Source organism: uncultured Escherichia sp. (assembly GCF_948475835.1).
Classification (GTDB): domain Bacteria; phylum Pseudomonadota; class Gammaproteobacteria; order Enterobacterales; family Enterobacteriaceae; genus ECMA0423.
In genome coordinates, this window is record NZ_CAOLGM010000014.1 from 1 (window position 1) to 21,864 (window position 21,864).

The window sequence follows — 21,864 nt, forward strand, 5'->3', positions numbered from 1 at the left end:
TAATGAAAGAATCTTCATAAGTTTAGTGGGTTCAGCATCAGAGATGTCTGGTGAGTGCTGTAGAAGCAGGAATAATCTCATTCAATTTTTCACGCCAAATGAAAGGGAGATTAAATATTTGTCAGTTTATGTCAGTGCGGAAAACTAAAAATAAAACACATAGATCAGATCCATAATTGCCAACAATCCCCAGAGAAAAAGATAAAGCATCAGATGCTCGCGAATATTATTGATGAGATAGTGCAACAGCCGACGCATTAAATACTCCTGTAAAAACGGCCTCATTCTGGAGGCCGTAATGATGATTATTGGAAGCGGGAAAGCCTGAATGGCGTCAAATCAAAATCGCTTTTTTTGTCTTGCGCAAAATCGGCAGCTATTTCCCCTAAAACTGACGCAAATTTAAAACCGTGCCCACTCAGGCCGGTAATGAGCAGTGTATTATCGTGGCCGGGTAGGGTATCGATAATAAAATCTTCGTCAGGCGAATTATTATAGGTGCAGGCAGCGCCGTACAGGCAGCAACCGATACCCGGCAATACATTGCGCAAGAACGGGAAGGCTTCCGAACCATCGCTGACCACTTCCGCAAACGGAACACGTTCATCCGCTGAATGGATAACCTGGCCTCCGTTATGTTTGCCAATCTTCAACGCGTCGTTTTCTGCCGGAAAACCATAATATTGATCGCCATTGGGCAGTTCACCGGTAAACGCCGGGAATTTATTCTTCACGCTATAGCGGCCATCGGCCTGATACCAGGCAAATACTTTACGTACGGGCTGGACAGGCAGCTCCGGGAGCAGGTCTTTTACCCATGTTCCCGCGCAGACAATCGCTTTTTTCGCCTGATACTCACCGTCAACGGTTTCAATAGTTACGCCATCATCGTCATGACGAATTGCGGTGACCGGGCAGTTGAACAGTTGCGCACAGCCCGCTTCCTTCGCCAGTTGGATCCAGGTTTTAATCGCCAGTTCGCTGCGCAAAAAACCGGAATCAGTCTCAAATAAGCCGATGTAGTTGTCCGGGACGCGTATTTCTGGCCAGCGGGCCATAATCCCTTGCGCATCGAGCTTTTCAACGTTGAGTTGCCACTGTTCGGCGCTGTGGGCGACGTTGGCGAGAAATGCGGAGTCAGCCGGGCCGAGGTTAATGACACCAGAGCGTACAAAAATGGGATCATCTTCGTTGTGGCGGGAAAGTTCATCCCACAGCGTTTGCGCGCGGAGGACCAACGGGACATACTTTTCGCCTTCACCATAAGCATGGCGAATTAATCGCGTATCGCCGTGGTGGCTGCCGTGTTGATGCGGTGGCATATGGGCGTCGGTCATTAGCACGTTTAAACCGGCGCGGGTTGCATAATACCCGGCGGCAGCGCCTACGGAACCGCTGCCAATAATGATGAGATCGTATTTCATTTTTTTCTCTCTGCTCTCATGGTTTAAGCAGAGTAATTAACTGAATGCAGATATACAACCCAGAAATGGTAAAGGCACCGGTGAGGTGCCTTTTGGGTGGATGGTCATGTCATGTTAATGACGCCGATACTCGTTTACCGGGAAATCACCGGATTCAATTTTGGCGATTCCTGCTTCTAATATCGAAATAAATTGTCTGGCAACATCAGTGGTTAACCAGAGCGTCTGACCAACTTCAGTCCCTTCCTGCTCGGACTTATTTGGGGTCTGGTAGTGCAAACGCAACATCAGCGCATCATAGCTATCAACGGTGCTGATGTCCCACCCTACGAGCGGATGAGTCTGAATGACTTCATTATTTTTTTCCATCATGGCCCCCTAATTCGTGTTACTAGACAACGTTATTCGAGGTTCAATGCGTTTTTATCTGAAGCAACTTCAGTATACCAATAAGTAAGGGTATTCACCGAATTTTTAAAGGGGGGAACAGATAAATTTCTGCTTTTAAGATTTATATGAACAATAAAACAGCATGTCATTCATATTTTTTTAGCATATTGTGCAATTATTTTGAGGAAGTGTAGAAATTTTGTACTCAAAATTTGTAAGTAAAATAAAAAAGCCGGGGCGACCCGGCAAAAACAAAAATCACTGCATATTATTCGCTGACAAACCAGTCATCGGCGCTTTCCCACGTTTCCTGGAGAATTTCGCTAATGCGCTGTTTATCTTCTTTTGTTGCGCCAATAACCGATAAATTATTCGCTGCGGCATAACGTACCGATACGTGGCCTTCATTATCAGGAAACGCATACTGAATACGGCGGGAAAGTTCGCCAGCCAGGGCGTCAATAGCCCCAGCTGGCAATGGAGAAGTTTTCGCTATGGTGACTTCAATTCGCATAATAGCCCCCTGTTGAATATACTGGTTATTTATACAGGTAAAATAACCTAATGACAACAGGAAGCTACAATTTTTATTGTTTAACGGACCAGCGTACCGTTTCCCCGGCGAGGAATGGCACCAGGGTGTCATCAGTCAGTGCGATGCTTTCAGCAACCTGTTGCTCTTCACGTACCAGTTCGATGAATGTGTCGTTGACCGGCAAGCCATAGAACTGCGGGCCGTTTACAGAACAGAATGCTTCAAAGTGCTGCAGAGCATTCATCTCTTCAAAGACGGTAGCGTAACTGCCCAGCGCGGTTGGGGCGTTGAAGCAGCCCGCGCAGCCGCAACTGCTCTCTTTGCGATGACGTGCATGTGGCGCAGAATCCGTACCGAGGAATACTCGATTAAAACCGCTGGCGACCAGTTCACGCAATGCCTGTTGGTGAATATTGCGTTTGAGGATGGGTAAACAATACAGGTGCGGACGCACGCCACCAACCAGCATATGGTTGCGGTTAAACATCAGATGCTGCGGAGTGATGGTGGCAGCCAGCCGTTCATTTCCGTCACGGACATAGTCGGCAGCATCTTTGGTGGTGATGTGCTCAAAAACGACTTTCAGCGCAGTCAGGCGCTGGCGCAGAGGTTCCATCACGCTTTCTATAAAGCGCGCTTCACGATCAAAAATGTCGATATCTGCATGTGTCACTTCACCATGCACCAGTAGCGGCATACCGATTTTTTCCATGCGCTCAAGTACCGGCATGATTGCGTCAATTGACGTCACGCCGTGGCTGGAGTTAGTGGTTGCGTTTGCCGGATAAAGTTTTGCAGCGGTGAACACGCCTTCGTTAAATCCGCGCTCCAGCTCATTAGGATCCAGCGAATCTGTTAAATAACAGGTCATCAATGGGGTGAAATTGTGCCCGGCAGGTACGGCATCAAGAATACGTTGGCGATACGCCACGGCAGCCTCAACTGTGGTCACGGGCGGAGCCAGATTGGGCATTACGATAGCCCGTCCATAAATTTCGCTGGTATACGGCACGACAGTTTTTAACATGTCGCCATCGCGGAGGTGAAGGTGCCAGTCGTCTGGGCGGCGGATCTTTAATACCTGGGATGGTGCAGTCATTAATCTCTATGCTCCGGCTGAAGGGATGTTTTTGCCGGACACAAAGGATAAGCGGAAACGTTTTCCTTTGCACGAAAAATAAAGGGCGCGAATGCGCCCTCGTGATTAATCAGTAAATGGAATGACAATTTCGCCTGGCTTCACTTCAATGCCTTTCGCCAGTTTTTTCGCCATTGCTTCGCCCTGGCTGCCATCTTCGCGCAGGACGTAAGCAGGTTGCTGGTTAAAGTAATTGCGTAATGCCTGGTTCAAATAGGGAAGCAACGTTTGCATCACCGTTTGCATTTTTTCCGGTTGTACCGTCGCATCGACCACTTCCATCTCTTTCAGGAAGATCGCGCCTTTTTCTTTATCAAACACGGGCAGCGCTTTCAGCTTCAGTTTCATGGTCGCTTTCTGGCTACCGAACAGGGAGTTCATGTCCAGATTGGCGTCTCCGGTTAGGGTAACCTTATTCGGCTCTTCGCGACCAATTTGGCTGGTCAGGTTTGTCAGAACAATATGGGCGTCAGCCACGCCGGGTAAACCGATATCTTTTGAGAAATTATTATGTTTCGCAAGCGACTGGTTAATTTCTTGTTCGGTGATGGTGTATTGGGTGAGTTGATTACAGCCAACGAGCAGGCCACTGACGATCAATGCAGCGGCAAATAAAAACTTGTTCATGGTAGTCCTCGACATGAAATCTGCGTCAATATCCTGACACAACGCAGCATGTGTCACCAGCGATAAACTCACCAGCAGAAAAAACTGAAAACGGCGGCAACCCGCGAATACAGGCTGCCGCGGCGGGTCAGGATTAAATCGCCATTGATGATAACAAATTGATTTGTGTCTGTTTCGCCATATTATCGCGGTAATCAGCAACGCGGCTTGGCCAGTTGATTCCGGCTACCAGCGTCAGATTACGTAGTAGCGGAAATAGCTGAATATCATCTTCTGAAAGTTCGCCATTCACGGCGTTCGGTTTGACGATCAGTTTATCCAGCGCACGTAAATCATCGCTGATATTCTTAATCAGACCGTCAGAGTGGGCCAGCAGGTCGGCAAAATTACCCGCGCTGGCCTCTTTCTTGTCGACGAAATATTTGCGTGCGGCGGGAGTAGAAAACTCATCAAATGCCGATTTGGCAAAACGCGGCAACAGCAGTTTGTTGGCGTAGCCATTGACCTTGCGCAGCCACTCTTCAATGGCAGGGGAACGTTTGCCGGTCAGTAACGGTTTGCCGTCGAGTTTATCGACATAGTGAACGATGTCCATGCTTTCTGGCATATAGCGGCTGTCATCTTTTTGCAGAATGGGAACCTGTTTTTGACCGACCATCCGGGTGGGTGTTTCTGCGTCGTCGTTGAGCAGAACATGTAATTCGACGGGGATATTTTTCAGGCCGAAAATCATGCGGGCTTTGAGGCAGTAAGGGCAGTGATCGTAAATGTATAGCTTCACGTGACTCCTCCATTTGGCTGTCAGTTCACTTTCAGTATGGAGGAGTCAGGGGGGAGTATCAAATCAGGCGTCGCGTTCAAGCAAACGACGCGCGGCGCGTTTCTGGCTAAACTGCCAACCCAGCGCAAGGAAAGTGAAGATGCCAATAATGCCCAGCATCATCCACGGAAGCTCTGGCTGGTGCGCCGATTTACCCAGGTCAAACAGCCAGCCGCCACCGATATAACCAATAGCGCCGCCAATCGCCAGACCCAGACGGCTACACCCCATATAGCTGCCGCGAGCTCTTGCGTCCGCCAGCGAAGCACTTAAGGTTTCACGCGCAGGCTCGGCAATGATCGACCCGATATAAAACAGACAAATCAGGGTGAAAAGTTGTTGCAGGCCGCTGACCATGCCCACCGGCATCATGCTTAATGACATTATCAACAGCCCAGCCATCAACCGGTGTTCCAGACGAAAATGCTTTTCACTCCAGCGGGCGATAGGGTAGAGCAACGTTAACGACAGACACGCTTCAATGGCATACATCCATTTAACGGCAGAGGGCGCGCCAGCCACGTCGTTGACCATAATTGGCAGCATCAGCATCACTTGTACAGCCAGCATGTAGTAACCCGCCAGCGTCAGGACATAGGTGACAAAACGCTTGTCACGCATCACGCGGGTCATGCCTTCGCGAACGGGCGTGCGTACGGTGGAGAGTTTCCATGCTGGTAACAACCACGCATTGAACGCTGCACACAGCACAAACAAAACGGCCCCTGTGGCGCAGACCAGGCGAAAGTCGTATTGCAACAGCCAGCTCCCCAACAATGCGCCAATGACTGCACCGGCACTGTCCTGCATCATCAACAGCGAGAAAAAACGACCACGCTGTTGTGGACGGATTAGTTTCACCACCAGCGCCGAACGCGGCGGATCAAACAACGTGCCGCCGAGTCCCGAGAGCAGGCATGAAAACCACAATAGCCACGGTTCGTGGGCGATACCCATTGTGGCGAATCCGGCAGCGCGCATCAGCATACCGGTAACAATCATCGGTTTGGCACCAAAGCGGTCGGCAATTGCGCCGCCGAAAATACCCAGACCTTGCTGAATAAACTGGCGTAGACCGAGAGCAATACCGACCATGACGGCGGCCCAGCCCATTTGATCAACGAAGCGGATAGAGATCAGCGGGAAGACAACAAAGAACCCCAGCACGACCAGCATATTATCGATGAGCAGGAAATATTTACCCAGGTTCCTCGCCTGCGACACGCGGGACATTTCCCCTCCCGGGAAATAAAAGATGAGCACTTTCTATTCTGCATTGCCGCTAAGACTTTTCCCATCACTTCGGGGACAATATTTTTTTATCAAAACGTCGCTTTGATAGAGAGTTTTTATCAAATATGTGAATAATGCAGAAAATGGCATTTTGGACTTTTCACAGGGTCTGGTTGCGCAGGTATAGTAATACTTACAGCGTATTAAAGACGTTACGGGAAGGAGTAGGTATAGAATGTTTGGCTATCGCAGTAACGTGCCAAAAGTGCGCTTAACCACAGACCGACTGGTCGTGCGTCTGGTGCATGATCGTGATGCCTGGCGTCTTGCGGATTATTACGCAGAGAATCGCCATTTCCTCAAGCCCTGGGAGCCAGTGCGCGACGAAAGCCACTGTTATCCATCAGGCTGGCAGGCCAGGCTGGGGATGATTAACGAATTTCATAAACAAGGTTCAGCTTTCTACTTTGGTTTATTCGACCCGGACGAAAAAGAGATTATTGGCGTTGCCAATTTTTCCAATGTTGTTCGCGGCTCTTTTCATGCCTGCTATCTCGGTTATTCGATTGGGCAAAAATGGCAGGGCAAAGGACTCATGTTTGAAGCCCTGACCGCAGCCATTCGTTATATGCAGCGCACCCAACATATTCATCGCATTATGGCTAATTATATGCCGCACAATAAACGCAGCGGTGATTTACTGGCGCGACTGGGTTTTGAAAAAGAAGGCTATGCGAAAGACTATCTGTTGATTGATGGACAATGGCGCGATCACGTACTGACGGCATTAACGACCCCAGACTGGACGCCCGGCCGCTAAGGAGAATCTCATGAAATATCAACTTACTGCCCTTGAAGCTCGCGTGATTGGTTGCTTGCTGGAAAAGCAGGTGACCACGCCGGAGCAATACCCGCTCTCAGTCAATGGTGTAGTCACGGCCTGTAATCAGAAAACGAACCGTGAACCGGTCATGAATCTGAGTGAATCCGAAGTGCAGGAACAGCTGGATAATCTGGTCAAACGTCATTATCTACGCACAGTGAGCGGTTTTGGTAATCGGGTCACCAAATATGAGCAACGTTTTTGTAATTCAGAATTTGGCGATCTGAAACTGAGCGCAGCGGAAGTGGCGTTAATCACCACGTTGTTATTGCGTGGTGCCCAGACGCCAGGTGAACTGCGCAGCCGCGCCGCGCGAATGTATGAATTCAGCGATATGGCGGAAGTGGAGTCGACGCTGGAACAACTGGCAAATCGCGAAGATGGTCCTTTTGTGGTGCGTCTGGCCCGCGAACCGGGTAAACGCGAAAGCCGCTACATGCATCTTTTCAGTGGTGAGGTAAAGGATCAGCCGGCGGTAACGGATATGTCGAACGCGGTTGATGGTGATTTACAGGCCCGCGTCGAAGCCCTGGAAATCGAAGTGGCAGAACTGAAACAGCGTCTTGATTCGTTGCTGGCCCATCTGGGAGATTAAAGTGAAAAAATTACGTATCGGCGTTGTGGGATTAGGCGGCATTGCGCAAAAAGCGTGGTTACCGGTGCTGGCGGCAGCGTCTGACTGGATGTTACAAGGAGCCTGGTCGCCTACGCGCGCGAAAGCCCTGCCAATTTGTGAAAGCTGGCGCATTCCTTATGCCGATTCGTTATCCAGCCTTGCCGCCAGTTGCGATGCGGTTTTTGTGCATTCCAGCACCGCCAGCCACTTTGACGTGGTCAGTACGTTACTCAATGCGGGTGTACATGTCTGTGTCGATAAACCGCTGGCAGAAAATCTGCGCGATGCTGAACGGCTGGTGGAACTGGCGGCGCGTAAAAAACTGACGTTGATGGTCGGTTTTAACCGTCGTTTCGCACCACTCTACGGTGAGTTAAAAACGCAACTCGCTACCGCAGCTTCGCTAAGAATGGATAAACATCGTAGCAATAGCGTCGGGCCACACGATCTTTATTTCACGTTGCTGGATGATTATCTGCATGTGGTGGATACCGCGCTGTGGTTGTCGGGCGGCAAAGCCTCTCTGGATGGCGGTACGCTACTGACTAACGACGCTGGCGAAATGCTGTTTGCCGAGCACCATTTTTCGGCCTGTCCTTTGCAGATCACCACCTGTATGCATCGCCGTGCCGGAAGTCAGCGTGAAACCGTGCAGGCCGTGACTGACGGTGCGCTCATCGACATTACGGATATGCGCGAATGGCGTGAGGAGCGCGGGCAGGGCGTAGTGCATAAACCGATTCCTGGTTGGCAGAGCACTCTTGAACAACGTGGATTTGTCGGCTGTGCGCGGCACTTCATTGAATGTGTGCAAAATCAGACAGTTCCGCAAACCGCCGGCGAACAGGCCGTGCTGGCGCAACGTATCGTTGACAAGATCTGGCGCGATGCGATGAGTGAATAAACCCTGTAACATCTGGCGGTAGCAATTCACCATAATCCAGGTAGACTATTCGCCTCTTTCAGCGCCTGCCTTGCAGGCGTTTTGCCCGTGGGTCTGGATTAGAACACCGATGAATTTATTAAAATCGCTGGCCGCCGTCAGCTCGATGACCATGTTTTCGCGTGTGCTTGGCTTCGCACGAGACGCAATTGTCGCCAGAATCTTTGGCGCAGGGATGGCAACCGACGCCTTTTTCGTCGCTTTTAAACTTCCTAACTTGTTACGCCGTATCTTTGCCGAAGGGGCATTTTCCCAGGCATTTGTACCGATTCTGGCGGAATATAAAAGTAAGCAGGGTGAAGACGCCACGCGGGTCTTTGTCTCTTATGTTTCTGGCCTGCTGACACTCGCGCTGGCGGTTGTGACGGTCGCTGGCATGCTCGCCGCACCGTGGGTGATCATGGTGACCGCGCCAGGCTTCGCTGACACAGCTGACAAATTTGCCCTGACCAGCCAGCTACTAAAGATTACCTTTCCCTATATCTTGCTGATCTCCCTGGCGTCGCTGGTGGGAGCGATTCTGAATACGTGGAACCGCTTCTCGATTCCGGCGTTTGCTCCAACACTGCTTAACATCAGCATGATTGGTTTCGCGCTGTTTGCCGCACCGTACTTTAACCCACCGGTGCTGGCGCTGGCGTGGGCTGTTACGGTCGGCGGCATCCTGCAGCTGGTGTATCAGCTACCGCACCTGAAGAAGATCGGCATGCTGGTCCTGCCGCGCATTAACTTCCACGATGCCGGAGCAATGCGCGTGGTGAAACAGATGGGACCGGCGATCCTTGGCGTCTCTGTGAGCCAGATCTCCTTAATCATCAACACCATTTTTGCCTCGTTTCTTGCTTCCGGTTCGGTGTCTTGGATGTATTACGCCGACCGCTTAATGGAGTTTCCGTCCGGTGTGCTGGGCGTGGCGCTTGGCACCATTTTGCTGCCGTCGCTGTCGAAAAGTTTTGCCAGTGGCAATCATGATGAATACAACCGTTTGATGGACTGGGGGTTGCGTCTTTGTTTCCTGTTGGCGCTGCCGAGTGCGGTTGCGTTGGGCATTCTTTCAGGTCCGTTAACCGTTTCGCTGTTCCAGTACGGTAAATTTACCGCGTTTGATGCGCTGATGACCCAGCGGGCGTTAATTGCCTACTCGGTGGGTTTGATTGGCCTGATTGTAGTGAAAGTGTTGGCTCCTGGCTTTTATTCCCGCCAGGACATTAAAACGCCAGTGAAAATTGCCATCGTTACGCTGATTTTAACGCAATTGATGAACCTGGCGTTTATTGGTCCGTTGAAACATGCCGGGCTGTCACTTTCTATTGGTCTGGCGGCGTGTCTGAATGCTTCGCTGCTTTACTGGCAGTTGCGTAAGCAGAAAATCTTTACTCCGCAACCCGGCTGGATGGCGTTTCTGTTGCGTCTGGTGGTGGCGGTACTGGTGATGTCTGGCGTGCTTTTAGGTATGTTACATATCATGCCGGAGTGGTCATTGGGTACCATGCCCTGGCGCTTACTGCGTTTAATGGCGGTCGTGCTGGCGGGGATTGCCGCGTACTTCGCTGCACTGGCGGTACTGGGCTTCAAAGTTAAAGAATTTGCCCGCCGGACGGTGTAACAATGCATTCCGGCCTGCAGTGCAGGCCGGAGATAATATTCAGATCGAAATCTTTTTACCGCCGCGATGGGTTGTTGAGGTCTGACCGTTCGCCCCATATAGCGTCGGTTCCTGATGCGGTTTCAACATTTCCAGCGCCTGTTGATTGCGCTCAATCTGTCCTTCCAGTAACCAGCCGTTATGTTGATTCATTTGGCGTAGTTGCTGCGTTTTCACAGTAATTTCCTGCCAGCGTTGACTAATATCAACGCTATTTGCTGTATTGGGTTCTTTCTTGCGTAACTGTTCGAGGTAATCCAGCGTCGCCAGCAGTGAGCTTTTTTGTTCTGTAATCCATTGCAACTGGCTGCCGTTGATCTGCCCCATAGAGAGATGTTGCTGCTCTTGATCCATTACCGTTTTGAGATCGTTAAGCACAGCGGACATCTGGTCGAGGATCTCTGCAAGACGTGTCATACGATCAGTTACTCTGCAAGTCTTGCTGCGCTTCGTTGATCAGCGCATCGGCAATTTTGCCGGTGTCCATTTTTAGTTCACCGTTACGAATCGCCAGTTTTAACGCTTCGACACGTTCAAGATTGATATCACTGCTGCCGGGTTGCATCAGTTTTGCTTGCGCGTCGCTTAACGTCACACTGGTGCTGGTGGAGGCGGTTGTTTTTGCCGCCCGGCTGTTCGTTACCGGCGCGTCAGTGGTTTCGCGCGGTTGAACGGTGCTTACAGGCTTCAGAGGCGAAGTGCGATCAATACTCATGGTTTATTCCTCATTGAGGGCGCTTTTATCATGTGTTGCTTATTTATCGGCAAGGGACGGGTAATCTTTAACAGCTTACAGGTTTATAAGAATATTCCCATCTGCATCAACAACGCCGCTGACTACCTGTCCCGATACCATGCGCACCCGCGCATTCTGTGCGACGGCTGCATTGTTCAGCGCCTGACCTTCTGCGTTGGCGCTAAACCCATCACCGCTGGCGATCACATTGACGCGTTGTCCCGCTTTTACCCGCCATGCCTGGCGAAACTGGGTTAACTGGATAGGTTGATCGGGTGATAGATCGCGCAGGCTAATGGCATCAACAAGTTGATTGATATCCAGCACCGTACGCGGTGGCAGGGTATCCAGCCGTCCGCGTTTTAGTTTGACATTGCCAGCTTCCAGCTTTCCTCCCCGCACAATGGGCATCGCGGCAACCACATAATTTCCTGTGGCCTGCACATTAACCTGTAAATATCGTTTGTCGTTACCGCAGCGTGCCAACACATTCACATTGCCCCACAGGCGGGAATTATTGCTCATCGAAAGCAATGGCTGCTCGCATGGCGGTAGTAGATTGGGCGCTGTACGAATAGAAACACGAACCTCATCACTTACCCCCGCGAGTTGGGCGCTAAAAAAGTTGTGCAATTGCGATGTGAGATTGCTCGCCGTACTTAACGGACTGAACAGTATCGCGATGATCGCCACGCTACGTTTTATTGTCAGCATTTTCGCCCCCAGCCATTTCTACAACGTGAATTGTACCTGTCCGCAATGACCATCAACGGCATAAATAGCGACCCATTTTGCGTTTATTCCGCCGATAACGCGCGCGTAAAGGCATTTAAGCTGATGGCAGAATTTTGATACCTGCGGAGGAGATATGCTCGATAAGCTCGACGCCGCCTTACGTTTTCAACAAGAGGCGCTCAATCTGCGCGCCCAGCGTCAGGAAGTGCTGGCAGCAAACATCGCCAATGCCGATACCCCTGGTTATCAGGCGCGCGATATCGATTTTGCCAGTGAACTTAAAAAAGTCATGCAACGTGGACGGGATGCAACCAGTGTGGTTGCACTGACGATGACCTCAACGCAACACATCCCGGCGCAGGCGCTGACGCCTCCTACCGCAGAACTGCAATACCGTATTCCGGACCAGCCTTCGCTTGACGGTAATACCGTCGATATGGATCGCGAACGCACCCAGTTTGCCGATAACAGCCTGCAATACCAGATGAGCCTTAGCGCGTTGAGCGGGCAAATCAAAGGCATGATGAACGTTTTACAGAGCGGAAATTAACGGATGGCACTGCTGAATATTTTTGATATCGCCGGGTCGGCGTTAACTGCCCAGTCCCAGCGCCTGAACGTGGCGGCCAGTAATCTGGCAAATGCTGATAGCGTGACCGGTCCTGATGGACAGCCATATCGGGCAAAACAGGTGGTATTCCAGGTTAACGCTGCACCAGGTGCTGCGACAGGCGGCGTAAAGGTTGCCGATGTTATAGAAAGTCAGGCCCCGGACAAACTGGTTTATGAACCGGGTAATCCGCTGGCAGATGCAAAGGGCTACGTAAAAATGCCGAACGTTGATGTCGTCGGGGAGATGGTTAACACCATGTCGGCGTCACGCAGCTATCAGGCCAACGTTGAAGTGCTCAACACGGTGAAAAGTATGATGCTGAAAACCCTTACGCTCGGTCAATAAAGGAGAAAGCTATGTCCATTGCGGTAACCACCACCGATCCGACAAATACCGGCGTCAGTACCACCAGCAGTAGTTCGCTCACGGGCAGCAACGCCGCAGATTTACAAAGCAGTTTTCTGACTTTGCTGGTGGCGCAGCTGAAAAACCAGGACCCGACCAATCCAATGGAAAACAACGAGCTGACGTCGCAATTGGCACAAATCAGCACGGTCAGCGGGATTGAAAAACTCAATACCACGCTCGGATCTATTTCCGGACAGATTGATAACAGCCAGTCGTTACAGGCCAGTAACCTGATCGGTCACGGCGTGATGATCCCCGGCACAACTGTTCTTGCGGGAACCGGCAGTGAAGAAGGGGCTGTGACCACGACCACGCCGTTTGGTGTTGAGCTGCAACAGGCGGCAGACAAAGTTACGGCCACCATCACCGATAAAAATGGCGCGGTTGTGCGCACCATTGATATTGGTGAACTGACCGCCGGAGTTCACAGTTTCACCTGGGACGGTACGTTGACTGATGGCAGCACTGCGCCGAACGGTTCTTACAATGTAGCGATTAGCGCCAGTAACGGTGGTACACAACTGGTTGCCCAGCCGCTGCAGTTTGCTCTGGTGCAGGGTGTGATCCGCGGCAACAGCGGTAATACGCTGGATCTCGGCACTTACGGCACCACCACCCTCGACGAAGTACGGCAGATAATTTAAGCCTTCACATTTCAGGAGTCAGTCATGGCCTTTTCTCAAGCGGTTAGCGGATTAAACGCTGCCGCCACCAACCTCGATGTTATTGGCAACAATATCGCCAACTCCGCCACCTACGGCTTTAAATCAGGCACGGCCTCTTTTGCCGATATGTTTGCCGGTTCGAAAGTGGGACTGGGGGTAAAAGTTGCCGGTATCACTCAGGACTTTACCGATGGCACGACCACCAACACCGGGCGAGGTCTGGACGTTGCTATCAGCCAGAACGGTTTTTTCCGTCTGGTAGACAGCAACGGTTCGGTGTTCTACAGCCGTAACGGACAATTTAAGCTGGATGAAAACCGTAACCTGGTGAATATGCAAGGTTTACAGCTGACGGGTTACCCGGCAACCGGTACGCCGCCGACTATTCAGCAAGGGGCGAATCCGACCAATATTTCGATCCCGAATACCCTGATGGCAGCGAAAACTACCACCACGGCATCGATGCAGATCAACCTGAATTCCAGTGATCCGCTTCCTACTGTTACGCCATTCAGCGCCAGCAATGCGGATAGCTATAACAAAAAAGGTTCGGTGACTGTTTTCGACAGTCAGGGTAATGCTCATGACATGAGCGTCTACTTTGTGAAGACCGGGGATAATAACTGGCAGGTCTACACCCAGGATAGCAGTGATCCAACAGGTACAGCCGAGCCTGCAATGAAGCTGGTGTTTAATGCCAATGGCGTTCTGACCTCAAATCCAACAGAGAATATTACCACTGGCGCAATTAACGGCGCAGATCCCGCCACGTTTAGCCTGAGCTTCCTCAACTCCATGCAGCAAAATACCGGCGCTAACAATATTGTGGCAACCACCCAGAATGGCTACAAACCGGGCGATCTGGTGAGTTATCAAATCAATGATGACGGTACGGTTGTCGGCAACTATTCCAACGAACAAACACAACTGCTGGGGCAGATTGTACTGGCGAACTTTGCCAACAACGAAGGTCTGGCATCCGAAGGCGACAACGTCTGGTCTGCGACGCAATCTTCTGGCGTGGCGCTGTTGGGGACAGCCGGGACGGGCAACTTTGGCACCCTGACCAACGGTGCGTTGGAAGCGTCCAACGTCGATCTCAGTAAAGAACTGGTCAATATGATCGTTGCCCAGCGTAACTATCAGTCTAACGCCCAGACCATCAAAACCCAGGACCAGATCCTCAACACGCTGGTTAACTTACGCTAATCGCTGACGGGATAGCTCAATGGATCACGCAATTTATACCGCGATGGGAGCAGCCAGCCAGACGCTGAATCAACAGGCGGTAACCGCCAGTAATCTGGCCAATGCCTCTACGCCCGGTTTTCGCGCGCAGTTAAACGCCTTGCGTGCAGTGCCGGTGGAAGGGCTTTCACTGCCCACGCGCACGCTGGTAACGGCGTCAACACCGGGTGCAGACATGACGCCCGGCAAGATGGATTACACCTCGCGCCCGCTGGACGTTGCATTGCAGCAGGATGGCTGGCTGGCCGTGCAGTCCGCTGACGGCAGCGAAGGGTATACGCGTAATGGCAGCATTCAGGTTGATCCCACCGGGCAACTGACAATTCAGGGGCATCCGGTGATAGGCGAGGCTGGGCCAATTGCTGTGCCGGAAGGGGCGGAAATCACTATTGCTGCCGATGGCACAATCTCGGCGCTCAATCCGGGCGATCCGGCAAATACGGTTGCGCCAGTGGGGCGTCTGAAACTGGTGAAAGCCACGGGCAGCGAAGTGCAGCGCGGTGACGACGGCATTTTTCGTTTAAGCGCAGAAACCCAGGCCACGCGTGGGCCGGTACTCCAGGCAGATCCAACCTTGCGTGTGATGTCGGGGGTTCTGGAAGGCAGTAACGTCAATGCCGTTGCGGCAATGAGCGACATGATTGCCAGCGCGCGGCGTTTTGAAATGCAGATGAAGGTGATCAGCAGCGTCGATGATAACGCAGGCCGTGCCAACCAACTGCTGTCGATGAGTTAATTGAAAGGATACATGACAAGTATAAGTTGCCCGATGCGCAAGTTTATCGGGTCTATGGGGGCAATCGCAATTTATCGATTTTGCGAGCACTTGTAGGCCGGATAAGGCGTTTACGCCGCATCCGGCAAGAAGACATATGCACTTTGTCACTAATCCACTACAGGACATTTTATGATCAGTTCATTATGGATCGCCAAAACGGGCCTTGACGCCCAGCAAACCAATATGGACGTCATTGCCAACAACCTGGCAAACGTCAGTACTAACGGTTTTAAGCGTCAGCGCGCGGTGTTTGAAGATCTGCTTTATCAAACCATTCGCCAGCCGGGGGCACAGTCTTCCGAACAAACCACCTTACCCTCCGGATTACAAATCGGCACGGGGGTACGCCCGGTCGCCACTGAACGCTTACACAGCCAGGGAAACCTGTCGCAGACCAACAACAGCAAAGATGTCGCGATTAAAGGGCTGGGCTTTTTCCAGGTGATGTTGCCAGATGGTTCATCAGCCTATACCCGTGACGGCTCTTTCCAGGTGGATCAGAACGGGCAGCTGGTGACGGCTGGTGGTTTTCAGGTGCAGCCAGCGATCACCATTCCGGCGAATGCGTTAAGTATCACCATCGGTCGTGATGGCGTGGTCAGCGTAACCCAACAAGGCCAGGCAGCTCCGGTTCAGGTTGGGCAGCTCAATCTCACCACCTTTATGAATGACACCGGGCTGGAGAGCATTGGCGAAAACCTCTACACCGAAACGCAATCCTCTGGTGCACCGAACGAAAGCACGCCGGGCCTGAACGGCGCGGGACTGCTGTATCAAGGGTATGTTGAAACGTCTAACGTCAACGTGGCGGAAGAACTGGTCAATATGATTCAGGTGCAACGCGCTTACGAAATCAACAGTAAAGCGGTGTCCACCACCGATCAGATGCTGCAAAAACTGACGCAACTCTAAGGCTTAACCGGTGGCAGGTTCACCGGTTTACTGATTTTTGAAGATGATAGCCATGCAAAAAAACGCTGCGCATACTTATGCCATTTCCAGCTTGTTGGTGCTTTCACTAACCGGCTGCGCCTGGATACCCTCCACGCCGCTGGTGCAGGGGGCGACCAGTGCACAACCGGTTCCCGGTCCGACGCCCGTCGCCAACGGTTCTATTTTCCAGTCTGCTCAGCCGATTAACTATGGCTATCAACCGCTGTTTGAAGATCGTCGACCACGCAATATTGGCGATACGCTGACCATCGTGTTGCAGGAGAACGTCAGCGCCAGCAAAAGCTCCTCTGCGAATGCCAGCCGTGACGGTAAAACTAATTTTGGCTTTGATACTGTGCCGCGCTATTTGCAGGGGCTGTTTGGTAACGCTCGTGCCGATGTCGAAGCCTCCGGTGGTAACACGTTCAACGGAAAGGGCGGGGCTAATGCCAGCAATACCTTTAACGGCACGTTGACGGTGACGGTTGACCAGGTACTGGTCAACGGCAACCTGCATGTGGTGGGTGAAAAACAGATTGCCATTAATCAGGGTACCGAATTTATTCGCTTCTCTGGCGTGGTTAATCCACGCACTATCAGCGGCAGCAATACCGTACCGTCTACTCAGGTGGCGGATGCGCGCATTGAATACGTAGGCAATGGCTACATTAACGAAGCGCAAAATATGGGCTGGTTGCAGCGTTTCTTCCTTAACCTGTCGCCAATGTAAGTGAGGCTGTGGTGATTAAATTTCTCTCTGCATTAATTCTTCTACTGGTTACGACGGCGGCTCAGGCTGAGCGTATTCGCGATCTCACCAGTGTTCAGGGGGTAAGGCAAAACTCACTGATTGGCTATGGTCTGGTGGTGGGGCTGGATGGCACCGGTGACCAGACAACCCAGACGCCGTTTACCACACAAACGCTTAATAACATGCTCTCACAGCTGGGAATTACCGTTCCGACGGGCACCAATATGCAGCTAAAAAACGTCGCTGCGGTAATGGTGACAGCGTCACTTCCTCCGTTTGGACGTCAGGGGCAAACCATCGATGTGGTGGTTTCTTCCATGGGAAATGCCAAAAGCTTGCGTGGAGGTACGTTGTTGATGACGCCGCTTAAGGGCGTTGACAGTCAGGTGTATGCGCTGGCGCAGGGCAATATTCTGGTTGGCGGCGCAGGAGCCTCCGCTGGCGGTAGCAGTGTTCAGGTGAACCAACTGAACGGTGGACGGATCACCAATGGTGCGGTTATTGAACGTGAATTGCCCAGCCAGTTTGGCGTCGGGAATACCCTTAATTTGCAACTTAACGACGAAGATTTCAGCATGGCGCAGCAAATCGCTGACACCATCAACCGCGTGCGTGGATATGGCAGCGCCACCGCGTTAGATGCGCGGACTATTCAGGTGCGCGTACCAAGTGGCAACAGTTCCCAGGTCCGTTTCCTTGCAGATATCCAGAATATGCAGGTTAATGTCACCCCGCAGGACGCTAAAGTAGTGATTAACTCGCGCACCGGTTCGGTGGTGATGAATCGCGAAGTGACCCTCGACAGCTGCGCGGTAGCGCAGGGAAATCTCTCAGTAACAGTCAATCGTCAGGCCAATGTCAGCCAGCCAGATACACCGTTTGGTGGTGGACAGACTGTGGTTACTCCACAAACGCAGATCGATTTACGCCAGAGCGGCGGTTCGCTGCAAAGCGTACGTTCCAGCGCCAGCCTCAATAACGTGGTGCGCGCGCTCAATGCGCTGGGCGCTACGCCGATGGATCTGATGTCTATTTTGCAATCAATGCAAAGTGCGGGATGTCTGCGGGCAAAACTGGAAATCATCTGATGATCAGCGACAGCAAACTACTGGCAAGTGCGGCCTGGGATGCGCAATCACTCAACGAACTAAAGGCGAAAGCGGGCGAAGATCCGGCGGCAAATATCCGTCCGGTGGCCCGCCAGGTGGAAGGGATGTTCGTGCAGATGATGTTGAAAAGCATGCGCGACGCTTTACCAAAAGATGGCCTGTTCAGCAGCGAGCACACTCGTCTGTATACCAGTATGTATGACCAGCAGATTGCCCAACAGATGACGGCGGGCAAAGGTCTGGGGCTTGCAGAGATGATGGTTAAACAGATGACGCCAGAACAACCATTGCCAGAGGAGTCCACGCCAGCAGCACCGATGAAATTCCCGCTCGAAACCGTGGTGCGTTATCAAAATCAGGCGCTTTCGCAGCTGGTGCAAAAGGCCGTGCCACGTAACTACGATGATTCGCTGCCGGGTGACAGTAAAGCATTCCTCGCGCAACTCTCGCTGCCCGCCCAACTGGCAAGCCAGCAAAGCGGTGTGCCACATCATTTGATCCTCGCTCAGGCGGCACTGGAATCTGGTTGGGGGCAACGGCAAATCCGCCGCGAAAACGGCGAGCCGAGCTATAACCTGTTTGGTGTCAAAGCCTCTGGCAACTGGAAAGGGCCAGTTACTGAAATCACCACGACTGAATATGAAAACGGCGAAGCGAAGAAAGTAAAAGCGAAGTTTCGCGTCTACAGCTCGTATCTGGAAGCCTTGTCGGATTACGTTGGGCTGTTAACGCGTAACCCGCGCTACGCCGCCGTGACGACCGCCGCGAGTGCGGAACAGGGGGCGCAGGCCCTACAGGACGCGGGCTATGCCACCGATCCTCACTATGCCCGCAAACTCACCAACATGATTCAGCAGATGAAATCGATAAGCGACAAGGTGAGCAAAACCTACAGCATGAACATTGATAATCTGTTCTGAATAACTCAAGTCCGGCGGGTCGCTGCCGATAATACTCTGTAATTGAAGGCTTATAAGGAACCTCCATGTCCAGCTTGATCAATAACGCCATGAGCGGACTGAACGCGGCCCAGGCGGCGTTAAATACGGCAAGTAATAATATCTCCAGCTATAACGTTGCCGGATATACCCGCCAAACCACTATTATGGCGCAGGCCAATAGCACGTTGGGCGCTGGCGGCTGGGTTGGCAATGGCGTCTACGTTTCTGGTGTGCAGCGTGAGTATGATGCGTTTATTACCAACCAGTTACGTGCTGCGCAGACGCAAAGTAGCGGCCTGACCGCCCGCTATGAGCAGATGTCGAAAATCGACAATATGCTCTCCACCAGTACCTCTTCGCTGGCAACACAGATGCAGGATTTCTTCACCAGCCTGCAAACGCTGGTGAGTAACGCGGAAGACCCGGCAGCGCGCCAGGCGCTGATTGGGAAATCAGAAGGGTTGGTGAATCAGTTTAAAACCACCGATCAATATCTGCGCGACCAGGACAAACAGGTCAATATCGCGATAGGTGCCAGCGTTGATCAGATCAACAATTACGCTAAACAAATTGCCAGCCTGAACGATCAAATCTCGCGCCTGACAGGCGTGGGGGCAGGGGCGTCACCTAACAATCTGCTGGATCAACGCGATCAACTGGTGAGCGAATTAAACCAGATTGTTGGCGTAGAAGTCAGCGTTCAGGATGGCGGTACTTATAACATCACGATGGCCAATGGTTACTCACTGGTTCAGGGAAGTACGGCGCGGCAACTGGCGGCAGTTCCTTCCAGCGCCGACCCTTCTCGTACGACTGTCGCTTACGTTGATGGGACGGCAGGCAATATTGAGATCCCGGAGAAATTACTGAATACCGGGTCGCTGGGCGGCATTCTGACATTCCGTTCTCAGGATCTGGACCAGACGCGTAATACGCTTGGACAACTGGCGCTGGCATTTGCCGAGGCTTTCAACAGCCAACACAAAGCCGGATTTGATGCTAACGGCGATGCCGGTGAAGATTTCTTTACTATCGGTAAGCCCGCGGTTCTGCAAAACACGAAAAACAAAGGTGACGTTGCGATCGGTGCCACGGTAACTGATGCCTCCGCGGTACTGGCGACAGATTACAAAATCTCGTTCGATAATAATCAGTGGCAGGTCACCCGCCTTGCCAGCAATACCACTTTTACGGTGACGCCGGATGCCAACGGTAAAGTGGCATTTGATGGTCTGGAGTTGACGTTTACAGGAACGCCTGCCGTTAACGACAGCTTCACGCTGAAACCAGTAAGTGACGCCATCGTCAACATGGATGTATTAATCACCGACGAAGCGAAAATCGCGATGGCGAGCGAAGAAGATGCAGGTGATAGCGACAACCGCAACGGTCAGGCCCTGCTGGATCTGCAAAGCAACAGTAAAACGGTGGGCGGTGCGAAATCCTTTAACGACGCTTATGCCTCGTTAGTGAGTGATATCGGTAATAAAACCGCGACGTTGAAAACCAGTAGCACCACGCAAGGTAATGTGGTGACGCAGCTTTCCAATCAGCAGCAGTCGATTTCCGGTGTCAATCTCGATGAGGAGTACGGAAATCTGCAACGTTTTCAGCAGTATTACCTGGCGAATGCGCAGGTTCTGCAGACGGCAAACGCGATTTTTGATGCGCTGATTAACATTCGCTAAGGGGAGATAAGATGCGTTTCAGTACCCAGATGATGTACCAGCAAAACATGCGTGGCATCACCAATTCTCAGGCGGAATGGATGAAGTACGGCGAGCAGATGTCGACAGGTAAGCGAGTCGTTAACCCTTCTGACGATCCCATTGCAGCATCACAAGCGGTTGTTCTCTCCCAGGCACAGGCGCAAAACAGCCAGTACACGCTGGCGCGTACTTTCGCCACTCAAAAAGTGTCACTGGAAGAGAGTGTACTTAGCCAGGTCACCACTGCTATCCAGAATGCTCAGGAAAAAATTGTCTACGCCAGCAATGGCACTTTGAGTGACGATGACCGGGCCTCGCTGGCTACGGATATCCAGGGGCTTCGTGACCAGTTGCTGAATCTGGCGAACACCACTGACGGTAACGGGCGCTACATTTTTGCCGGTTATAAAACAGAGACTGCGCCGTTTAGCGAAGAGAAAGGGAAATACGTCGGTGGAGCAGAAAGTATTAGGCAACAGGTCGATGCTTCGCGTTCGATGGTGATAGGACATACGGGCGACAAAATTTTCGACAGTATTACCAGTAACGCGGTAGCGGAACCAGACGGTAGCGCTTCTGAAACCAATCTTTTTGCCATGCTGGATAGCGCCATCGCAGCCCTGAAAACGCCGGTCGCGGATAGCGAAGCGGATAAAGAAATCGCCGCTGCGGCATTGGATAAAACCAACCGTGGACTGAAAAACTCGCTGAATAATGTCCTTACCGTTCGCGCGGGATTAGGCACGCAGCTGAACGAACTGGAGTCGCTGGATTCATTAGGTAGCGATCGCGCTTTAGGGCAAACGCAGCAGATGAGCGATCTGGTTGATGTGGACTGGAATGCAACTATTTCATCTTACATCATGCAGCAAACGGCATTGCAGGCATCGTATAAAGCATTTACCGATATGCAGGGATTGTCGCTCTTCCAGCTCAACAAATAAGCTCGCTTTAAAACATATCATGAAACTGGGTATGTTTTGT

The 21,864-nt window shown here is 51.8% G+C and carries 26 protein-coding genes; 15 read left to right on the top strand and 11 right to left on the bottom strand.

Annotated elements, in window-relative coordinates; translation table 11 throughout:
• Positions 1 to 144: 144 nt before the first annotated feature.
• The 8 genes from QZF50_RS04730 to mdtH all read right to left on the bottom strand — a co-directional run bounded on the left by QZF50_RS04730 (position 145) and on the right by mdtH (position 6,167).
• Positions 145 to 258 carry a YceO family protein gene (locus tag QZF50_RS04730; RefSeq protein WP_001253418.1) on the bottom strand — a complete coding sequence of 38 codons (114 nt, stop codon included), beginning with the start codon at positions 256 to 258 and terminating at the stop codon, positions 145 to 147.
• A gap of 47 nt (positions 259 to 305) precedes the next feature.
• On the bottom strand, positions 306 to 1,424 hold the full coding sequence (gene solA / locus QZF50_RS04735; RefSeq protein ID WP_001471350.1) for an N-methyl-L-tryptophan oxidase: 1,119 nt from the start codon (positions 1,422 to 1,424) through the stop codon (positions 306 to 308).
• Between the two features lie 114 nt (positions 1,425 to 1,538).
• Positions 1,539 to 1,793: a biofilm formation regulator BssS gene (bssS, locus tag QZF50_RS04740; protein ID WP_000414437.1), complete on the bottom strand. Its 255-nt coding sequence runs from the start codon at positions 1,791 to 1,793 to the stop codon at positions 1,539 to 1,541.
• A gap of 289 nt (positions 1,794 to 2,082) precedes the next feature.
• Positions 2,083 to 2,328 (bottom strand): DNA damage-inducible protein I, encoded by a 246-nt coding sequence (dinI, locus tag QZF50_RS04745; protein WP_001217754.1) that lies wholly within the window; start codon positions 2,326 to 2,328, stop codon positions 2,083 to 2,085.
• 73 nt (positions 2,329 to 2,401) lie between these two features.
• On the bottom strand, positions 2,402 to 3,448 hold the full coding sequence (gene pyrC / locus QZF50_RS04750; protein ID WP_000126556.1) for a dihydroorotase: 1,047 nt from the start codon (positions 3,446 to 3,448) through the stop codon (positions 2,402 to 2,404).
• Positions 3,449 to 3,553: 105 nt separating this feature from the next.
• Positions 3,554 to 4,114, bottom strand: a complete 561-nt coding sequence (locus tag QZF50_RS04755; protein ID WP_001295443.1) for a lipoprotein — start codon at positions 4,112 to 4,114, stop codon at positions 3,554 to 3,556.
• Positions 4,115 to 4,247: 133 nt separating this feature from the next.
• Positions 4,248 to 4,895, bottom strand: coding sequence for a glutaredoxin 2 (grxB, locus tag QZF50_RS04760; protein ID WP_000780912.1), 648 nt, complete (start codon positions 4,893 to 4,895; stop codon positions 4,248 to 4,250).
• A 63-nt stretch (positions 4,896 to 4,958) separates the two neighbouring features.
• Entirely contained in the window at positions 4,959 to 6,167 is a 1,209-nt protein-coding gene (gene mdtH, locus QZF50_RS04765; RefSeq protein WP_000092202.1) for a multidrug efflux MFS transporter MdtH, read from the bottom strand.
• A gap of 235 nt (positions 6,168 to 6,402) precedes the next feature.
• On the opposite strand from mdtH, the gene rimJ reads away from it, so the two are divergent.
• The 4 genes from rimJ to murJ all read left to right on the top strand — a co-directional run bounded on the left by rimJ (position 6,403) and on the right by murJ (position 10,215).
• Positions 6,403 to 6,987: a ribosomal protein S5-alanine N-acetyltransferase gene (rimJ, locus tag QZF50_RS04770; RefSeq protein ID WP_000468186.1), complete on the top strand. Its 585-nt coding sequence runs from the start codon at positions 6,403 to 6,405 to the stop codon at positions 6,985 to 6,987.
• Between the two features lie 10 nt (positions 6,988 to 6,997).
• The gene (locus tag QZF50_RS04775) at positions 6,998 to 7,645 is read left to right on the top strand and encodes a YceH family protein (protein WP_000877124.1); all 648 of its coding nucleotides are present in this window, start codon (positions 6,998 to 7,000) and stop codon (positions 7,643 to 7,645) included.
• Between the two features lies 1 nt (position 7,646).
• A complete protein-coding gene (locus QZF50_RS04780) occupies positions 7,647 to 8,570 on the top strand; it encodes a Gfo/Idh/MocA family oxidoreductase (protein WP_061892243.1) in 924 nt (307 codons plus the stop codon).
• A 109-nt stretch (positions 8,571 to 8,679) separates the two neighbouring features.
• A complete protein-coding gene (murJ, locus tag QZF50_RS04785) occupies positions 8,680 to 10,215 on the top strand; it encodes a murein biosynthesis integral membrane protein MurJ (protein WP_001050672.1) in 1,536 nt (511 codons plus the stop codon).
• 39 nt (positions 10,216 to 10,254) lie between these two features.
• On the opposite strand, the gene flgN is transcribed toward murJ, so the two are convergent.
• From flgN to flgA, 3 genes are all read right to left on the bottom strand, one after another.
• The gene (gene flgN / locus QZF50_RS04790) at positions 10,255 to 10,671 is read right to left on the bottom strand and encodes a flagella biosynthesis chaperone FlgN (protein WP_000197340.1); all 417 of its coding nucleotides are present in this window, start codon (positions 10,669 to 10,671) and stop codon (positions 10,255 to 10,257) included.
• Positions 10,672 to 10,675: 4 nt separating this feature from the next.
• Entirely contained in the window at positions 10,676 to 10,969 is a 294-nt protein-coding gene (flgM, locus tag QZF50_RS04795; RefSeq protein WP_000020880.1) for a flagellar biosynthesis anti-sigma factor FlgM, read from the bottom strand.
• 75 nt (positions 10,970 to 11,044) lie between these two features.
• Positions 11,045 to 11,704 (bottom strand): flagellar basal body P-ring formation chaperone FlgA, encoded by a 660-nt coding sequence (gene flgA / locus QZF50_RS04800; RefSeq protein WP_000955720.1) that lies wholly within the window; start codon positions 11,702 to 11,704, stop codon positions 11,045 to 11,047.
• Positions 11,705 to 11,858: 154 nt separating this feature from the next.
• Here flgA and flgB point away from each other — a divergent pair, with 154 nt between their 5' ends.
• The 11 genes from flgB (at position 11,859) to flgL (ending at position 21,824) form a co-directional block, all read left to right on the top strand.
• Entirely contained in the window at positions 11,859 to 12,275 is a 417-nt protein-coding gene (gene flgB / locus QZF50_RS04805) for a flagellar basal body rod protein FlgB (RefSeq protein WP_000884702.1), read from the top strand.
• Between the two features lie 3 nt (positions 12,276 to 12,278).
• Positions 12,279 to 12,683 carry a flagellar basal body rod protein FlgC gene (gene flgC, locus QZF50_RS04810; RefSeq protein WP_001196460.1) on the top strand — a complete coding sequence of 135 codons (405 nt, stop codon included), beginning with the start codon at positions 12,279 to 12,281 and terminating at the stop codon, positions 12,681 to 12,683.
• An 11-nt stretch (positions 12,684 to 12,694) separates the two neighbouring features.
• Complete coding sequence (gene flgD, locus QZF50_RS04815; RefSeq protein ID WP_000020486.1) at positions 12,695 to 13,390, top strand: flagellar hook assembly protein FlgD; 696 nt, start codon at positions 12,695 to 12,697, stop codon at positions 13,388 to 13,390.
• A 24-nt stretch (positions 13,391 to 13,414) separates the two neighbouring features.
• Positions 13,415 to 14,620, top strand: a complete 1,206-nt coding sequence (gene flgE / locus QZF50_RS04820) for a flagellar hook protein FlgE (RefSeq protein WP_000885878.1) — start codon at positions 13,415 to 13,417, stop codon at positions 14,618 to 14,620.
• A 19-nt stretch (positions 14,621 to 14,639) separates the two neighbouring features.
• Entirely contained in the window at positions 14,640 to 15,395 is a 756-nt protein-coding gene (flgF, locus tag QZF50_RS04825) for a flagellar basal-body rod protein FlgF (RefSeq protein ID WP_000349302.1), read from the top strand.
• Between the two features lie 171 nt (positions 15,396 to 15,566).
• Complete coding sequence (flgG, locus tag QZF50_RS04830; RefSeq protein ID WP_001748290.1) at positions 15,567 to 16,349, top strand: flagellar basal-body rod protein FlgG; 783 nt, start codon at positions 15,567 to 15,569, stop codon at positions 16,347 to 16,349.
• A 52-nt stretch (positions 16,350 to 16,401) separates the two neighbouring features.
• Positions 16,402 to 17,100, top strand: coding sequence for a flagellar basal body L-ring protein FlgH (gene flgH / locus QZF50_RS04835; protein ID WP_001297529.1), 699 nt, complete (start codon positions 16,402 to 16,404; stop codon positions 17,098 to 17,100).
• Between the two features lie 11 nt (positions 17,101 to 17,111).
• Entirely contained in the window at positions 17,112 to 18,209 is a 1,098-nt protein-coding gene (flgI, locus tag QZF50_RS04840) for a flagellar basal body P-ring protein FlgI (protein ID WP_000589326.1), read from the top strand.
• Positions 18,209 to 19,150, top strand: a complete 942-nt coding sequence (gene flgJ, locus QZF50_RS04845; RefSeq protein ID WP_001295441.1) for a flagellar assembly peptidoglycan hydrolase FlgJ — start codon at positions 18,209 to 18,211, stop codon at positions 19,148 to 19,150. Before flgI ends, flgJ begins: the two co-directional genes overlap by 1 nt.
• Before the next feature lie 65 nt (positions 19,151 to 19,215).
• Entirely contained in the window at positions 19,216 to 20,859 is a 1,644-nt protein-coding gene (gene flgK / locus QZF50_RS04850) for a flagellar hook-associated protein FlgK (RefSeq protein WP_000096467.1), read from the top strand.
• Between the two features lie 11 nt (positions 20,860 to 20,870).
• Positions 20,871 to 21,824, top strand: a complete 954-nt coding sequence (gene flgL, locus QZF50_RS04855; RefSeq protein ID WP_001212786.1) for a flagellar hook-associated protein FlgL — start codon at positions 20,871 to 20,873, stop codon at positions 21,822 to 21,824.
• The last annotated feature ends 40 nt before the right edge of the window (positions 21,825 to 21,864 follow it).

Coding starts and splice junctions, on each gene's coding strand:
- flgF (WP_000349302.1), top strand. CDS start 14,640: ATGGATCACGCAATTTATACCGCGATGGGAGCAGCCAGCCAGACGCTG.
- flgG (WP_001748290.1), top strand. CDS start 15,567: ATGATCAGTTCATTATGGATCGCCAAAACGGGCCTTGACGCCCAGCAA.
- QZF50_RS04775 (WP_000877124.1), top strand. CDS start 6,998: ATGAAATATCAACTTACTGCCCTTGAAGCTCGCGTGATTGGTTGCTTG.
- flgC (WP_001196460.1), top strand. CDS start 12,279: ATGGCACTGCTGAATATTTTTGATATCGCCGGGTCGGCGTTAACTGCC.
- flgN (WP_000197340.1), bottom strand. CDS start 10,671: ATGACACGTCTTGCAGAGATCCTCGACCAGATGTCCGCTGTGCTTAAC.
- flgE (WP_000885878.1), top strand. CDS start 13,415: ATGGCCTTTTCTCAAGCGGTTAGCGGATTAAACGCTGCCGCCACCAAC.
- mdtH (WP_000092202.1), bottom strand. CDS start 6,167: ATGTCCCGCGTGTCGCAGGCGAGGAACCTGGGTAAATATTTCCTGCTC.
- flgH (WP_001297529.1), top strand. CDS start 16,402: ATGCAAAAAAACGCTGCGCATACTTATGCCATTTCCAGCTTGTTGGTG.
- flgK (WP_000096467.1), top strand. CDS start 19,216: ATGTCCAGCTTGATCAATAACGCCATGAGCGGACTGAACGCGGCCCAG.
- QZF50_RS04730 (WP_001253418.1), bottom strand. CDS start 258: ATGCGTCGGCTGTTGCACTATCTCATCAATAATATTCGCGAGCATCTG.
- murJ (WP_001050672.1), top strand. CDS start 8,680: ATGAATTTATTAAAATCGCTGGCCGCCGTCAGCTCGATGACCATGTTT.
- dinI (WP_001217754.1), bottom strand. CDS start 2,328: ATGCGAATTGAAGTCACCATAGCGAAAACTTCTCCATTGCCAGCTGGG.
- flgJ (WP_001295441.1), top strand. CDS start 18,209: ATGATCAGCGACAGCAAACTACTGGCAAGTGCGGCCTGGGATGCGCAA.
- rimJ (WP_000468186.1), top strand. CDS start 6,403: ATGTTTGGCTATCGCAGTAACGTGCCAAAAGTGCGCTTAACCACAGAC.
- flgM (WP_000020880.1), bottom strand. CDS start 10,969: ATGAGTATTGATCGCACTTCGCCTCTGAAGCCTGTAAGCACCGTTCAA.
- pyrC (WP_000126556.1), bottom strand. CDS start 3,448: ATGACTGCACCATCCCAGGTATTAAAGATCCGCCGCCCAGACGACTGG.
- flgD (WP_000020486.1), top strand. CDS start 12,695: ATGTCCATTGCGGTAACCACCACCGATCCGACAAATACCGGCGTCAGT.
- bssS (WP_000414437.1), bottom strand. CDS start 1,793: ATGGAAAAAAATAATGAAGTCATTCAGACTCATCCGCTCGTAGGGTGG.
- flgA (WP_000955720.1), bottom strand. CDS start 11,704: ATGCTGACAATAAAACGTAGCGTGGCGATCATCGCGATACTGTTCAGT.
- flgB (WP_000884702.1), top strand. CDS start 11,859: ATGCTCGATAAGCTCGACGCCGCCTTACGTTTTCAACAAGAGGCGCTC.
- solA (WP_001471350.1), bottom strand. CDS start 1,424: ATGAAATACGATCTCATCATTATTGGCAGCGGTTCCGTAGGCGCTGCC.
- QZF50_RS04755 (WP_001295443.1), bottom strand. CDS start 4,114: ATGAACAAGTTTTTATTTGCCGCTGCATTGATCGTCAGTGGCCTGCTC.
- flgL (WP_001212786.1), top strand. CDS start 20,871: ATGCGTTTCAGTACCCAGATGATGTACCAGCAAAACATGCGTGGCATC.